Annotated in this window: 12 protein-coding genes and 1 pseudogene; 8 read left to right on the top strand and 5 right to left on the bottom strand. The window is 70.8% G+C overall.

Features of this window, described 5'->3' with window-relative positions; translation table 11 throughout:
* Window positions 1–4: 4 nt before the first annotated feature.
* From AB0N06_RS20790 to AB0N06_RS20805, 4 genes are all read right to left on the bottom strand, one after another.
* On the bottom strand, window positions 5–499 hold the full coding sequence (locus tag AB0N06_RS20790; RefSeq protein WP_366136153.1) for a hypothetical protein: 495 nt from the start codon (window positions 497–499) through the stop codon (window positions 5–7).
* Window positions 496–1,002, bottom strand: coding sequence for an RNA polymerase sigma factor (locus AB0N06_RS20795; protein ID WP_359113778.1), 507 nt, complete (start codon window positions 1,000–1,002; stop codon window positions 496–498). The genes AB0N06_RS20790 and AB0N06_RS20795 overlap by 4 nt, the downstream gene beginning before the upstream one ends.
* Window positions 992–1,507, bottom strand: coding sequence for a DUF3995 domain-containing protein (locus AB0N06_RS20800; RefSeq protein WP_366136154.1), 516 nt, complete (start codon window positions 1,505–1,507; stop codon window positions 992–994). Before AB0N06_RS20800 ends, AB0N06_RS20795 begins: the two co-directional genes overlap by 11 nt.
* Window positions 1,508–1,716: 209 nt before the next feature.
* Complete coding sequence (locus tag AB0N06_RS20805) at window positions 1,717–3,249, bottom strand: CehA/McbA family metallohydrolase (protein ID WP_366136155.1); 1,533 nt, start codon at window positions 3,247–3,249, stop codon at window positions 1,717–1,719.
* Between the two features lie 361 nt (window positions 3,250–3,610).
* Here AB0N06_RS20805 and AB0N06_RS20810 point away from each other — a divergent pair.
* Window positions 3,611–4,045 (top strand): annotated as a pseudogene (locus tag AB0N06_RS20810) (penicillin-binding transpeptidase domain-containing protein); the annotation flags it as partial.
* 124 nt (window positions 4,046–4,169) lie between these two features.
* On the opposite strand, the gene AB0N06_RS20815 reads toward AB0N06_RS20810, so the two are convergent.
* Window positions 4,170–4,928 carry a GntR family transcriptional regulator gene (locus tag AB0N06_RS20815; RefSeq protein ID WP_366136156.1) on the bottom strand — a complete coding sequence of 253 codons (759 nt, stop codon included), beginning with the start codon at window positions 4,926–4,928 and terminating at the stop codon, window positions 4,170–4,172.
* Window positions 4,929–5,150: 222 nt separating this feature from the next.
* Here AB0N06_RS20815 and AB0N06_RS20820 point away from each other — a divergent pair, with 222 nt between their 5' ends.
* The 7 genes from AB0N06_RS20820 (at window position 5,151) to AB0N06_RS20850 (ending at window position 14,527) form a co-directional block, all read left to right on the top strand.
* The gene (locus tag AB0N06_RS20820) at window positions 5,151–6,302 is read left to right on the top strand and encodes an extracellular solute-binding protein (protein WP_366136179.1); all 1,152 of its coding nucleotides are present in this window, start codon (window positions 5,151–5,153) and stop codon (window positions 6,300–6,302) included.
* Window positions 6,299–7,234 (top strand): ABC transporter permease subunit, encoded by a 936-nt coding sequence (locus tag AB0N06_RS20825; protein WP_366136157.1) that lies wholly within the window; start codon window positions 6,299–6,301, stop codon window positions 7,232–7,234. Before AB0N06_RS20820 ends, AB0N06_RS20825 begins: the two co-directional genes overlap by 4 nt.
* Window positions 7,222–8,049, top strand: a complete 828-nt coding sequence (locus AB0N06_RS20830; RefSeq protein WP_366136158.1) for an ABC transporter permease subunit — start codon at window positions 7,222–7,224, stop codon at window positions 8,047–8,049. Before AB0N06_RS20825 ends, AB0N06_RS20830 begins: the two co-directional genes overlap by 13 nt.
* The gene (locus tag AB0N06_RS20835) at window positions 8,046–9,182 is read left to right on the top strand and encodes an ABC transporter ATP-binding protein (RefSeq protein WP_366136159.1); all 1,137 of its coding nucleotides are present in this window, start codon (window positions 8,046–8,048) and stop codon (window positions 9,180–9,182) included. Before AB0N06_RS20830 ends, AB0N06_RS20835 begins: the two co-directional genes overlap by 4 nt.
* A 121-nt stretch (window positions 9,183–9,303) precedes the next feature.
* Window positions 9,304–9,993, top strand: coding sequence for an HAD family phosphatase (locus AB0N06_RS20840; protein WP_366136160.1), 690 nt, complete (start codon window positions 9,304–9,306; stop codon window positions 9,991–9,993).
* A 4-nt stretch (window positions 9,994–9,997) separates the two neighbouring features.
* Window positions 9,998–11,878, top strand: a complete 1,881-nt coding sequence (locus AB0N06_RS20845) for a phosphocholine-specific phospholipase C (protein WP_366136161.1) — start codon at window positions 9,998–10,000, stop codon at window positions 11,876–11,878.
* A gap of 66 nt (window positions 11,879–11,944) precedes the next feature.
* Window positions 11,945–14,527: a bifunctional FO biosynthesis protein CofGH gene (locus tag AB0N06_RS20850; RefSeq protein ID WP_366136162.1), complete on the top strand. Its 2,583-nt coding sequence runs from the start codon at window positions 11,945–11,947 to the stop codon at window positions 14,525–14,527.
* The last annotated feature ends 66 nt before the right edge of the window (window positions 14,528–14,593 follow it).

A 14,593-nucleotide genomic window follows, 5' to 3' on the forward strand; every position in this document is an offset into this window, starting at 1 on the left:
GCGGTCACCTCGCCACCCGCTCCTCCAGCCGCCCCAGCACCCGTCGCCCCGCCCGCCCCACGGCCACGGGGAGCAGAGCGGCGCGGCCCGGGACGCGTACGCCGCCGGTGAACGCCACCAGGGTGTGTTCCGGAGCGGTGGCGGACGGAGCGGCCGCCATACCGATCAGAAGGAAGCGGCTCTGCAGCCATACCCAGCCGGGGCGGCGGATGCCGTCGAAGCGGGCCCGCAGGCCGAGGCGGCCCACGGCCACGGCCTCGATGCGATCGCCGTCCGCACGGGTCAGGCGCAGGCCGCGCATGTCCGGGACCAGGCGGGCCAGTTCGCCGTCCAGGTCCGCGAGGAGCGGGGCGATGGTGTCGTACGGGGCGGCGATCTCGCGGGTGGTGACACGGGCACCGCGGACGCCCGCCGCGAGGGCGTGCAGGCGGCGGACCGGATCGAGGCCGGTTGTGGTGGGCCAGGGGGCGGAGCCCGGGGCGGGGCGGTTGTCGGTCATGACGACCAAGCCTTTCTGAAGGAGTCCCGGGCCCGGTGCAGCCGTGACTTCACGGTGCCCACGCGCAGGCCGAGCAGTGCCGCGGCGGACTGTTCGTCGAAGCCCTCGATGTCGCGCAGGACCAGGACCGCGCGGTGTTCGGGGGAGAGCCGGGCGAGGGTGTCGTCGATGTCGGCGGCCAGCTGCGGGTCGCCGCGGCCGGGCAGCGAGGTGAGGTCGGCGGGGACGGCGCGGGCGGTGCGGCGGGCGACACGGACCGCTTCGCGGCAGGCGATCGCACGCACCCAGCCGTACAGCGCGGCCGGTTCCTTCAGCGTCCGCAGACCGCGGAAGACGGCGACCAGGGTCTCCTGCACGGCGTCCGGTCCGTCGGCGAGCGCGATGGGCGTGCAGATGCGGCCCGCGTACGGGGTGAGGAGGTCGAGGAGTTCGTTCATGGCGATCGTGTCGCCGCGCTGGGCGGCGCGTACCAACAGCACCGCGCGGTCGTGGTCATCGGACACGGGCGGGGGCTTCCTCCGTCGCGGTCTCGTTCTCCGTGAGGTCATTCGTCGCCGCCAGGCGGAACGCGGCCAGGGACATGGCCAGGCACAGGGGTGTGTACAGGGCCACGTTGAGCCAGTAGAACGTGTCTCCCGCCCCGTCGTCGAGACCCGCCCGTACGCCGAACGCCCAGGCGACGCCCGCCAGTCCGCGGACCGCCGTACCGCAGCCGACGGCCAGTGTCGCCGCCTGCAGAAGTCGGCCGAGGCGGTGGTGGCGGCCGAGCCGGGCGCGGGCCACGATCAGTGCGGATCCGGTCAGCAGCACGGTGGCCAGGGGGAGCAGGACCGGCGGGGTGAACGGCACGTCGGCGCCCAGTACCGCGTACGAGAGCGTCGTGACGTCGTGTGCGGGCCAGGTGGAGCCGGTGGACCAGAAGAGGTGCAGCAGGGCGTCCGTGGTCAGGACGGTGGCGATGGCGGCGGCGAGCGCGGTGGGGGTGGTGACGGGGCGGGTCGGGCGCATGACGGCTCCTCTGGGAAGGATGGGTGACGGGATGCGTCACCCCACAGAGGAGCCGGACCGGGGATTCGTTCCCTTGCGTCAATAAGACCGAGCGGCAATTAAAGGGCAGCGTCACGGGGTTGGGGCACGCACCTTCACCCGCCCCCCATTGCCAGTCGGTCTCACCCAGCGCGTTCACCCGCCTGTCTGAGCCGGGCCCCGGCACCCCGTCAGGAGATGTCGAGAAACACCGGATTGGTGAGCGCCGCCAGTGCCCCCGGCAGCCCCGGCACCGTGGCCGGGTGGCGGACCTCGGCGCGGACATAGGCGGTGTACACCGGGGTCGTACACCACTCCACCGTGCCCGAGCCCGACTCCGGCAGGGTGGAGGTGAACAGCGTGCCCTGGTCCGTGACGAAGTGGGCGGTGCAGCCGGGCACCCCGGCGACCTCCAGCCGTACGGTGACCGGACTGTCCGCGTCGGTCCGCAGCCGCTCCCCGATCCCCGCGTGCCCGCCGCGCCCGCCCGATACGCCGAAGGAGAGGGTGACCGTGGACGACTCGGCGATGTACGAGTGCCCGGCCCGGATGCCCGCGAGGATCGCGTCGCGCGAGAGCTCCTCGGCGAGGACGACGGACTGCGGCAGCCCCACCGTGTCCGGCTCGCGGTGTGCGTCGCTGTTTCCCATCGCCGGGATCCACGGCTTCGACGCGCGGACGGCCGCGACGAGGGAGTTGTCCCACTCGGCGAGCGCGATCTCGTCCTCCGGGGTGTACGGCCCGTTCCACACTTCCACCGCGTCCGCCTCGCCGAAGCCGAACTTCCAGTGGCAGCCGATGCAGGTGGCGTGCGGATGGGCGGGGACGACCAGGCCGCCCGCCCGGCGGACGGCCTTCGCGTAGTGTCCGAAGCGGTTGTCGCGGGCCCGGTAGCGCCAGTCGACAAAGGTGCCGGGGTCGGTGGAGAGCGCGATCACATGACCGTTGCGCGTGGTGATCTCCTCGCCCGTCAGGATGAGCAGATCGTCGCCCCACAGCCCCTGCCAGGCGCTGTGCGCGGTGTGGGTGTTGTGCTCGCTGCTGTTGATGAAGTCGAGCCCGGCGGCGCGCGCGGCGGTGGCGATCTCGGCGGGGGTGCGCTTGCCGTCCGAGTGGACGGAGTGCAGATGGCAGTCTCCGCGGTACCAGGCGCGGCCGCGTCCTTTGGCACGCTCGGGCGGGTACACGGGCGTCGGAGTCGTGCCGGCCTCGCCGAAACGGAGGGTGATCGTCACCTCGTACGGGAGACCCTCGGGCGCGACGGTGTACGGGCCCAGCGCGATGTGCCAGGTCCCGGCCCGTACCGGACCCGCGACATAGCCGGGTGTCGCCTCGTCCGCCCGGATGAAGAAGCCGGCACGCGCCCCGCCGGACCAGCCCCGGAACCCGCGCCCGCCCAGGTCCGTGCCGCGCTCGTCGAAGATCCCGATGTCGAGGGCGTTGCCCTGGGTGCCGGCCGGGACGGGCGTCTTCACGTACGTGTACGAGACGGCGATCTCCCGTACGCCGCGGGGCACGTCGACCGGCAGATAGACGACGTCGGGCGACCCGGCCGGCAGGGTGCCGCGCACGGTCCTCGTCAGGTCGGCCCGGTCCGTGCCGCCCTCCTTGCCGGGTGCGGCGTTCGCGAAGCTCACGGTGGACAACGTTAGGGCGGTGGCGGCGGTCCCGACGAGAAGGCCGCGCCTGCCGGGCGGGCCGTTCCGGGGGGCCGGTCCGGTCATACGAGTGGCTCCCCAGGGTGTCGTGCAGCTTCCTCCGGCGGGGGGAAGCGGAGGTCCTGCGCAGCCTCGACGATTACGCACAGTATCTGTGACGGAGGCAGGGCAGGGCCGGGACGGTACCGCCGGCGGGGGACCGCTCGGGTGATGTCCACTGCGCACCTCCGGGAGGACGGGCGCGCCATCTCTCTCGGGGATCGGTGATCGGGAATGATCGACAACCCCGGCCGGGCGGGCCCGCGCCCCCTTCCGCGGGCCCGCTCCCGGTGCAACCGTTCGCCTGGCATGTGCATCTTCCACTGTTGAAGATCGAAGCGGTCCGGGGAGCGGGGGACGATGAACAGGCCGTTGCGGCACGTAGCCATTGGTGTCCGCCGCTCTCGCCAATGACGGCAAGCTGATGCAGCCCTACCTCGTCGAAGAGCTGCGCGGCCCCGACGTGGCGACCCTGGAGAGGCACGAGCCGAAGCTGAAGAGCCAGGCCGTGTCCGAGGAGACGGCGAAGAAGGTCCAGGAAATGATGGAGTTCACCGCGAGGGAAGGCAGCGCGCAGCGGGCCCTCATCGACGGGGTCACGGTCGGCGGCAAGACCGGCACGGCGCAGCGCGGCGTGCATGTGAACGACGAGGTGCCGTACGGCTGGTTCGTCTCCTACGGCAAGAAGGCCGATGGGCAGTCGGTGGCGGTCGCGGTCTTCATCGACCCGACGGACATGGACATCTCCCGCTCGGACATCTCCGGCGGACGGCTGGGCGCGCCGATCGCGAAGCGCGTGATGCAGGCGGTGCTGGGCATGTAGTCCCGCCTCCACCCTCCGACGGGGCCGTCGTGCTCCGCCCCAAGGATTTCCGGGGCACCTCGCGGAGTGGGCCCGCCGCCGGCTTGTTCGGTCACGGCCGACGCACCGCCTTTGGGGCGATCGGTCAGCCGCGTCGGCGCAGCAGAGCCGTCGTCGCCACTGAATTGTGCACCGTGAAGGCAATCGTGCCCGGCACAAAGCGGTCGTCCGACCACAGCAACGGTCTGCCCGCCTGGTCCGTGGCCCGCCGCCGCTCTCGCATCAGTGGCGCGTCGGGAGCGCAGCCGAGCAGGCGCGCATCGTCGGCCTCGGCGTGGACGAGGTCAATGGTGTGTTCCGTGTCCGCGAACACCACTCCCTCCTCCGTCAGCGACTCGGTGTGTGACATCGCATCGTGCTCAAGGCGGGCGATCACGGCACCGATGTGCTCGGGGTAGAGGGTCCGCTCGATCATGATCGGAACACGCGACAGCGTCCGTAGCCGCAGCACCCGGTAGACCTGCGCCCCGGGCTCGAGGCCGAGTTGCTCGCACTCCGACGGGTTGGCCGGACAACTTTGGATGTCGATCGTGCGGCCGCCCGGCTCCTCTCCGAGCGCGCGTGCCCAGCGGGTGAAGCTCAGCAGTTCGAAGAAGCTCTGGGTGCGTGCGGTGCCGAGCACGACGCGCCGCGTGCCCCGTCTGGACGTGACCAGGCCGTTGGCGCGCAGCACCGCCAGCGCCTGACGGACGGTGCCGCGTGACACGCCGTACTGCTGGGCGAGTTGTTCCTCGCTGGGCAGCCGGCCGTCCGACCCGAAGGAGCCGGCGGCTATGGCCTCACGCAAGTCGGCCGCCAACCGTCGATACCGGGCTCCGGTGGTGCCGCCCCCCGCGACCGCCATGTCGTTCTCCTTCTCTCAGCCGCCCGTCGGCGCTCTGACGTGACCCTATCCGCTCACCGAGCCTGGCCCACCGGCCCGGAGCTCTTGCTGCGTGGTCTGCGGATGTCTTCCCGGGAGGCTCATCGGCCCGTTCCTCGGCGTTCACCCTCCATACACGGCCTCCCGACGTAATGGGCCAAGTTGTACAGCCAACTTTCGCCCTTTCGGGAGACCCCTGTGAGACTGCACCGCTTTCGCTCGGCGGGCCTTGCCTGCTCCCTCGTCATAGCCGCGCTCGGACTCAGCGCATGCGGCGTGACCAGCACAAACGAAGCCAACGGCGGCGACAGCAAGGCCGCGACCGCCACTTCGGCAAAGGACTTCGGCGGCATGGACGCCCTCATCGCTGCCGCGAAGAAGGAGGGCAAGTTGAACGCCATCGCCCTTCCTCGCGACTGGGCGAACTACGGCGAGATCATCGACACCTTCGAGAAGAAGTACGGGATCAAGGTCGAGGTCGAGAACCCCGACGCCTCCAGCCAGGACGAGATCACCGCGGCAACCTCCCGCAAGGGCCAGGACCGGTCTCCGGACGTCATCGACGTGGGCAGCGCCTTCGCCGTCAGCGCGGCCGAGCAGAACGTGCTGGCGCCGTACCGGGTCAGCGCGTTCGACCAGATCCCGAAGACACAGAAGGACGCCCAGGCCCGCTGGTACAACGACTTCGGCGGCTATGTCTCGATCGGCTGTGACGCGAACCGCGTCAAGAAGTGCCCCAAGACCTTCGCCGACCTGCTGGATCCGCAGTACAAGGGTCAGGTCGCGCTGACCGGCAACCCCACGAAGTCCAGCTCGGCCTTCGGCGCCGTGTACGCCTCGGCCCTCGCCCGCAAGGGTTCCTTCGACGACATCAAGCCCGGCCTGGACTTCTTCGCCGACCTGAAGAAGGCCGGCAACTTCAACCCTGTCGAGTCGAGCCCTGCGACCATTCAGAAGGGCGAGACGCCCATCAGCGTCACCTGGGACTACCTCAACACCGGGTACGCGGACGATCTCCGCGCCAAGGGCGTCGACTGGAAGGTCAGCGTCCCGTCCGACGGCGCGTACGCCGAGTACTACTCGCAGGCCATCGTGAAGTGGGCACCGCACCCGGCCGCGGCCCGCCTGTGGCAGGAGTTCCTGTACAGCCCCGAGGGCCAGAACCTGTGGCTCAAGGGCCACGCCCGCCCGGTGCTGATGCCGGCGATGCAGCAGTCCGGGACTCTCGACGCGGCCCTCGCCGCCAAGCTCCCGCAGACACCCGGCAATGGCACGATGGCTTTCCCGACGGAGGGCCAGATCAGCAAGGCCAAGCAGGCCGTCGTCCAGGGCTGGGCCCAGGCAGTCGCCGGATGAGCGCCATCCAGACGGCCGGCGGCGACAGCCGGACCCGCTCCTACGGCAGCAAGGCCGGCCTCGGGCCGCCCCGGCGGCGCGTCCCGCGCGTCCCGCGCGTGGCGGGCTGGCTCGGTGCCGCACCGCTGCTCGTCTTCGCCGCCGTGGTGTTCGGCCTGGTTCTCGGGACGATGGTGATCGGCGCCTTCACGACGCCGCAGTCCGCGCCAGGAGGAGCCCGCCTCACCGGCGCGAACATGAGCGCCTCGCTGCACGGCCCCTACCTGACCGCGTTGATCGGCAGCGTCAAGCTCTCCGCCGTCTCCGCGCTGATCGCCACCATTGTCGGCCTGCCGATCGCCCATGTGGTCGTGACCTCGCGCTTCCGCGCCCTGCGCGAGGCGGTCCTGGCCGCATCGGGCGTACTGGCGAACTTCGGCGGTGTGCCGCTCGCGTTCGCATTCGTGGCCACGCTCGGCAACGCCGGCGTTCTGACGAGCCGATTCCACCTGCTCAGCCACGGCTGGAACCTGTACAGCTTCTGGGGTCTGACCTTGGTCTACCTCTACTTCCTGATTCCGCTCATGGTGCTCACGCTCACCCCGGCTCTGGAGGGGTTGCGGCGGCAGTGGCGGGAAGCCGCCCGCAACAACGGCGCGAACGCCTTCCGGTACTGGACGCATGTCGCGCTGCCGATCCTCATGCCATCGCTGCTCGGCGGCTATGTGCTGCTGTTCGGCACCGCGTTCAGCGCCTACGCGACCGCCGCAGCGATGGTCGGCAGCTCGGTACCGCTGGTCACCATGCAGATCGCGGACGCGCTGTCCGGGAACGTCCTGGTCGGCCAGGGCAACGTCGCACTCGCGCTCGGTGTCGACATGGTGCTGGTCGCGGGGCTCATCGTGGCCATTCAGCTGCCGCTGCAACGCAGGAGCGCACGATGGCTCGCCTGACCACGCTCCGATATGGGCGCGCCGCCGTGTTGTTGCTCGCCGGTGCGTACTTCCTCGTCCCGATCGCATGCTCCGTCGCCTTCAGCACCGGCGTCGGCGTCCCGGGCCAGCACATCGGCTTCGAGGCCTACACCGGCATCTTCACCGCCGGCGGCTTCACCGACAGTCTCGCCCTGACGCTGAAGCTGGCCACCGCCACCATCGTGCTCGTTCTGGGTCTGCTCGTGCCCGCTCTGGTCACGGTACGGCTGGCCGCGCCGCGCCTGCGCACACTCGTCGAGATCGTGTGCCTGCTGCCGCTGGTCGTACCCGCTGTCGCCCTGGTCGCCGGATTCAGCGCGGTGCTGCGCTGGGGATCGGACCATGCCGCCGGTACGCCGCTGTTCCAAGCCCTGGTCGCGCTCCAGAATCCGGACTTCCCCCTCATCCTGGTTCTCGCGTACACGCTGATGGCGCTGCCGCTGGCGTACCGCACGCTCGACACCGGGCTCGCAGCCATCGACCTGCGCATGCTCGTCGAGGCCGCCCGGGCCTGCCGGGCGCCATGGCCGCGCACCCTCCTGCATGTAGTACTGCCCAACCTGCGCGGGGCGCTGCTCAACACGGCGTTCCTGACCCTGGCGCTGGTGCTCGGCGAGTACACCGTCGCCGCGATCCTCGGCTACCAACCCTTCGCCGTGTGGATCCTCGCCATCAGCGGCTCGCAGGCCCAGATGTCGGTGGCCGTGTCGGTGATGGGCCTGCTCGTCACCTGGATGCTGCTGCTGGTCGTCGCCACAGCCGGACGCGCTCGCCGCCCCAAGGAGACCTCATGACCGACCTGACAAGCGACCTCGAAACCATCAGCCGGACGCGGACCGGTGCCACCGTCGAATTCCGCGGGCTGCAACGCTCATTCGGCGCCACGACGGCGCTGGACGGTCTGGACCTGACAGTCGAGCCGGGCGAACTTGTGGCACTGCTCGGCCCGTCCGGTTGCGGCAAGACCACCGCACTGCGGAGCCTCGCCGGATTCGAGCGGCCCGACTCGGGCACGTTGCTCGTGGACGGCGAGGACATCACGGGCGTCCCCGCCCACCGCCGCGACGTGGGCATGGTGTTCCAGTCCTACAGCCTCTTTCCGCACCTGACCGCCATCGACAACGTCGCCTTCGGACTGCGGATGAGTGGCGTCGGCAAAGCCGCGCGACGGGGCCGCTCAGCCGAACTCCTCGAGCTGGTCGGCCTGCCGCAGCACGCCGACCGCTTCCCGCATCAACTGTCCGGAGGCCAGCAGCAGCGAATCGCCCTGGCCCGGGCTCTGGCACTGCGGCCACGCGTGCTGCTGCTCGACGAGCCGCTGTCGGCGCTCGACGCACAGGTACGCCTGACGCTCCGCGAGGAGATCCGCCATCTCCAGCAGAAACTGGGCATCACCACCCTCTTCGTGACACACGATCAGGAGGAGGCCCTGTCCATGGCCGACCGGGTCGCAGTGATGCGTGCCGGAAGACTGGAGCAGTGCGCACCTCCGGCGGAACTGTACGAACGCCCTGCGACCGCGTTCGTCGCCGAGTTCGTGGGCGTGATGAGCCGGATCCCGGCCCGGGCCGGGGCGGACGACAAGACCGTGGACGCGCTCGGCCGCACGCTGCCCGTCCACGGGAGGCTGCCGGGCGCCGACGAGGCCGCCGGTGGAACAGGTGAAGTGGACGTCCTGGTACGGCCGGAGGCCATCGAGGTCACGGCGGACGCCAAGGGCACGTCCCGCATCGTGGGGGCGGCGTTCCTGGGCGCGACGACGCGGCTGACCGTGCGGCTGGCCGACGGCGGCGAGGTGATGGCCGATGTGCCGACCCACGCCATGACCACGCTCCCGGTCGGTGCGGCGGTGACGCTGACACTGCCGGACCGCCCCGTGCTCGTGGACCGCCACCGCCAAGGAAACAGCGGCCGCGACGGGAGCTGACGGTTCCCGTCGGCGCCCAGCCGGACGACGCCGTCCATTCGGACCGACCCACCTGACGCCTGGCAGCCGACGCGCAGAGCCCGCGCCTTTGCCCGTTCGCCACACACCGGAGAAACTCACCTTGAACCGTCGCATCGCAGCGCCCGGTCTTCCCGCTGCCGTCCTGTTCGACATGGACGGCACGCTCGTCGACACCGAACGGCTGTGGTGTTCCACAGCGGAACAGGTCGCCGACAGGATCGGGCGGCCACTGACCGACGCGGACATGCCTCATGTGCTGGGCCGCCCGGCCGCACACACCGCCGCCCACCTGCACCGCACCGGCGGCCCGGCGACCCCCGACCTCGCCACGCTCGCCACCGAGCTGGATGCTGCCTTCGCCGCCCGTGTCGCCCGCGAGATCGTCCCCCGCCCGGGCGTACCGCGCCTGCTGAACGAACTGGCCGCGGCAGGCGTGCCCGCGGCGATCGTCTCCGCTTCGCCGCGCCATGTCGTCGACCTGGTACACAAGGCGCTGGGTGAGGACCGGTTCGCTCTGACCCTCGCAGTCGAGGACACCGCCCGCACGAAGCCCGCGCCCGACCCCTACCTCGCCGCGGCCGCCGCCCTGGGCGTCGAACCGCACGCGTGCGTGGTCGTCGAGGACACGCCCACGGGGGTCGCCGCGGCCGAGGCCGCCGGGTGCACGGTGCTGGCCGTGCCCTCCACCGTACCGATCCAGCCCGCGGCCAACCGGACCGTGCTCGACTCCCTGGAGCGCGCCGACCTGTCCCTGCTCGCCTCCCTCCTCACGTCAGCGGAAAGGAACTAACGCCATGGACGACATCCGGCACGTCGTGATCCTGATGCAGGAGAACCGCAGCTTCGATCACTACTTCGGCACACTGAACGGCGTGCGCGGCTTCGAGGACCGACAGGCCCTGACGTTCCCGAACGGCGACAGCGTCTTTCGCCAGCCCGCCCTGGCCCGGCCCGACGGCTATCTGCTGCCTTACCGTATGGACTCCACGAAGTTCAACGCGCAGAACGCCGACGGACTGCCGCACGACTGGGAGAGCGGTCACGAGGCCATCAACAACGGCGCGATGAACCGCTGGACGTCCGCCAAGGGCGAGCAGAGCATGGGCTACCTCACCCGTGACGACATCCCCTACCAGTACGCGCTGGCTGACGCCTTCACGCTGTGCGACGCGTACTTCTGCTCACTGGCCGGGCCCACCAGCCCCAACCGCCTCTACTTGTGGACCGGCACGGTCGGCCCGGGCCGCGACGGTACGACGGGCCCGTGGATCGACAACACTCCGCTGCCCGAAAGCCCGGTCTGCGACTGGACCACCTACGCAGAGCGCTTGTCGGCCGCCGACGTCACCTGGCGCGTCTACCACACGCCTGGTCTGGACGAGCGCTACGGCAACTACGAGGACAACGCCCTTGAGTACTTCGGCCAGTTCCACACCTTCGACAAGGACGACCCGCGTCACCTCAACGCGATGACGAAGTGGGACCTGTCGGCGTTCGACGCGCACTGCAAGGACGGCACCCTCCCGACGGTGTCCTGGCTGGTCTCGCCCTACCTGTTCTGCGAGCATCCGACCGCCAGCCCCGCCAATGGCGCGGATTGGGTGAACACCGCTCTTCAGTCGCTGTTCGCGAACCCGGAGGTGTGGCGGCACACGGTGTTCCTCGTGATGTACGACGAGAACGACGGCTACTTCGACCACGTGGTGCCGCCGTTCCCGCCCGCGGGGACCCCTGAGGAGTTCGTGGACGGGCAGCCGATCGGGCTGGGCAACCGTGTCCCGCTGTGGGTGATATCGCCGTGGTCACGCGGCGGCTGGGTCAACTCCCAGGTCTTCGACCACACCTCCGTGCTGCGCTTCCTGGAGCGTGTCACCGGCGTGCGGGAGCCCAACATCTCGCAGTGGCGCAGAGCCGTCTGCGGTGACCTCACGAGCTGCTTCGACTTCACCCGGCCCGACTTCTCGATCCCCGTACTGCCGGACACCCGCGAACTGGCGGAGCACGCCGATGCGGCGATGGAACTGCCGGCGGTGGAGCTCCCGGCGCCGGGCGCACAGGTCATGCCCACCCAGGAGCCGGGTGGCACGCGCCCGCACCGGCCGCTGCCGTACCGCCCCTGGGCCGACGTTGCCGTGGACCGCGCCACCGGTAAGGTCACCTGCACTCTCGCCAACGAGGGAACGGCGGCCTTCCACTTCACGGTGTTCCCGAACATGGCCCGGCCGTTCGCCGGAACACCGTTCACCGTCGCACAGCACAGCACCGCCGCTTACGTGTGGGACGCCATACGCACCGGCGGACGCTACGACTTCACCGTCCACGGCGCCGACGGATTCGTCTGCCGCTTCGCGGGGACAGTGGCGGGGGTCGACCAGGACGACATCGCCGTCCCCCGGGTGGCGGCGGTCCTGGAGAGCAGCGATCCGGACAACGCGTCGGTCGAGTTGCGGCTGGGCAATGACGGCGGGACCGCCGTGTGCTTCACGCTCGCCCCGAACGACTTCGGCGGTACGGCGCGCACCCAGCTGGTCGGCCCGCGCGAGCAGGCCACCGTGACGTGGCCCACGGACGACGGGCGGTACGACATCACCATCACCGCTGACGGCGACACGGGCTTCGCCCGGCGATACGCGGGGACGGTACACGCGGCACCGGACGCGAGTGCCACCGATTAAGGCCCGGCCCCGTCCGGCCTTGGAGGCCCCGGGCCGGGGCGGGGGCCTCGCTCGTATGCTCGGTGCATGACCGATCCTCAGCGCGGACGCCCGACCACCACCTCCATGCGGCGCGCGCTCAAGCGGGCCCGTGACGGTGTCGCCCTCGATGTGACCGAGGCCGCCGTCCTGCTCCAGGCACGCGGCGACGATCTGACGGACCTTGCCGCGTCCGCCGCCCGGGTGCGCGACGCCGGCCTCGAAGCCGCCGGTCGGCCGGGCGTCATCACGTACTCGCGCAAGGTCTTCATCCCGCTGACCCGGCTCTGCCGCGACAAGTGCCACTACTGCACCTTCGTCACCGTGCCCGGCAAGCTCCGGCGCGCGGGCCACGGGATGTTCCTGTCGCCCGACGAAGTGCTGGACATCGCCCGCAAGGGCGCGGCCATGGGCTGCAAGGAAGCGCTGTTCACCCTCGGGGACCGGCCCGAGGACCGCTGGCCCGAGGCGCGGGAGTGGCTGGAGGCCGAGGGGTATGACGACACCCTCGCGTACGTACGCGCCATGGCGATCCGGGTACTCGAAGAGACCGGCCTCCTGCCGCATCTCAACCCGGGCGTGCTGACCTGGACCGACCTCCAGCGGCTCAAGCCCGTCGCCCCCTCCATGGGCATGATGCTGGAGACGACGGCCACCCGCCTGTGGTCCGAGCCGGGCGGCCCGCACCACGGCTCCCCGGACAAGGAACCGGCCGTCCGCCTCCGCGTCCTCGAAGACGCGGGCCGGTCCAACGTCCCGTTCACCACCGGCATCCTGATCGGGATCGGCGAGTCGTACGAGGAGCGCGCCGACTCCCTCTTCGAGCTGCGCAAGACCGCCCGCGCCTACCACGGCATCCAGGAGGTCATCGTCCAGAACTTCCGCGCCAAGCCGGACACGGCGATGCGCGGGATGCCGGACGCCGAACTGGAGGAGCTGGCCGCCGCCATTGCCGTGGCCCGGCACATCCTCGGCCCCTCCGCCCGCATCCAGGCCCCGCCGAACCTCGTCGACGCGGAGTACGCACTGCTCATCGGCGCCGGGATCGACGACTGGGGCGGCGTCTCACCGCTCACCCCGGACCATGTGAACCCTGAGCGCCCCTGGCCGCACATCGACGAACTCGCCGCGAAGACAGCCGAGTCGGGCTTCGAGCTCCGTGAACGCCTCACCATCTACCCGGAGTTCATCAAGCGCGGCGAGCCCTGGCTCGACCCCCGCCTCCTCCCACACGTCCGGGCGCTCGCCGACCCGGAGACGGGCCTCGCGAAGGAGGGCGCGATCCCCGCCGGCCTGCCCTGGCAGGAGCCGGACGAGGAGTTCGGCGCCTCCGGCCGCACCGACCTGCACCGCACCATCGACACGGAGGGCCGCACCAGCGACCGCCGCGACGACTTCGACGAGGTCTACGGGGACTGGGAGGCCCTGCGCGAGGCGGCGGCCCCCGGCATGGTCCCGTCCCGCATCGACGCCGACGTACGCCAGGCGCTCGGCCAGGCCGCCGACGACCCGACGAAGCTCACCGACGACCAGGCGCTCGCCCTGCTCCACGCGGAAGGACCGGCGCTCGACGAACTGTGCCGGATCGCGGACACCCTGCGCCGTGACGTGGTCGGCGACGACGTCACGTACATCGTCACCAGAAACATCAACTTCACCAATGTCTGCTACACCGGCTGCCGCTTCTGCGCCTTCGCCCAACGGCGCACCGACGCCGACGCTTACACCCTCTCGCTGGACCAGGTCGCCGACCGGGCCGCGCAGGCGTGGGACGTCGGCGCGGTCGAGGTCTGCATGCAGGGCGGCATCCACCCGGACCTGCCCGGCACCGCGTACTTCGACATCGCGCGCGCGGTGAAGGAACGCGTCCCCGGCATGCACGTACACGCCTTCTCGCCCATGGAGGTCGTCAACGGCGCGACCCGCACCGGCATGTCCATCCACGACTGGCTGATCGCCGTGAAGGAGGCCGGGCTCGGCTCGATCCCGGGCACGGCGGCGGAGATCCTGGACGACGAGGTCCGCTGGGTCCTCACCAAGGGCAAGCTGCCCACGGCGACCTGGCTGGAGGTCATCAGGACCGCGCACGAGGTGGGCCTGCGCTCCTCGTCGACGATGATGTACGGCCACGTCGACCAGCCCCGCCACTGGCTCGGCCACCTCAGGACCCTGGCCCGCCTCCAGCAGGAGACCGGCGGCTTCACGGAGTTCGTCACCCTCCCCTTCATCCACACCAACGCCCCGGTCTACCTGGCCGGCATCGCCCGCCCCGGCCCGACCGACCGCGACAACCGGGCCGTCACCGCCATGGCCCGACTGCTGCTCCACCCGCACATCGCCAACATCCAGACCAGCTGGGTGAAGCTCGGCACGGAGGGTGCGGCCGAGATGCTGCGCTCGGGCGCCAACGACCTGGGCGGCACGCTGATGGAGGAGACCATCTCCCGGATGGCGGGGTCGAGTTACGGCTCGTACCGGTCCATTCAGGACCTGGTCGCGATCGCGGAACTGGCCGGGCGCCCGGCGAGGCCGCGTACGACGCTGTACGGGGAGGTGCCGCAGGAACGGGTGGCGGCGGCCGCCGCGTCCGACGGACACCTTCCGGAGCTGCTTCCCGTGCTGTCGGACTGAGCCCCTGCCCGGCCACGGACCGGGGCGGCGACACCGGACGCGCCGCCGAGCCCGTGGTGGCCGACG

Source organism: Streptomyces sp. NPDC051020 (assembly GCF_040683105.1).
Classification (GTDB): domain Bacteria; phylum Actinomycetota; class Actinomycetes; order Streptomycetales; family Streptomycetaceae; genus Streptomyces.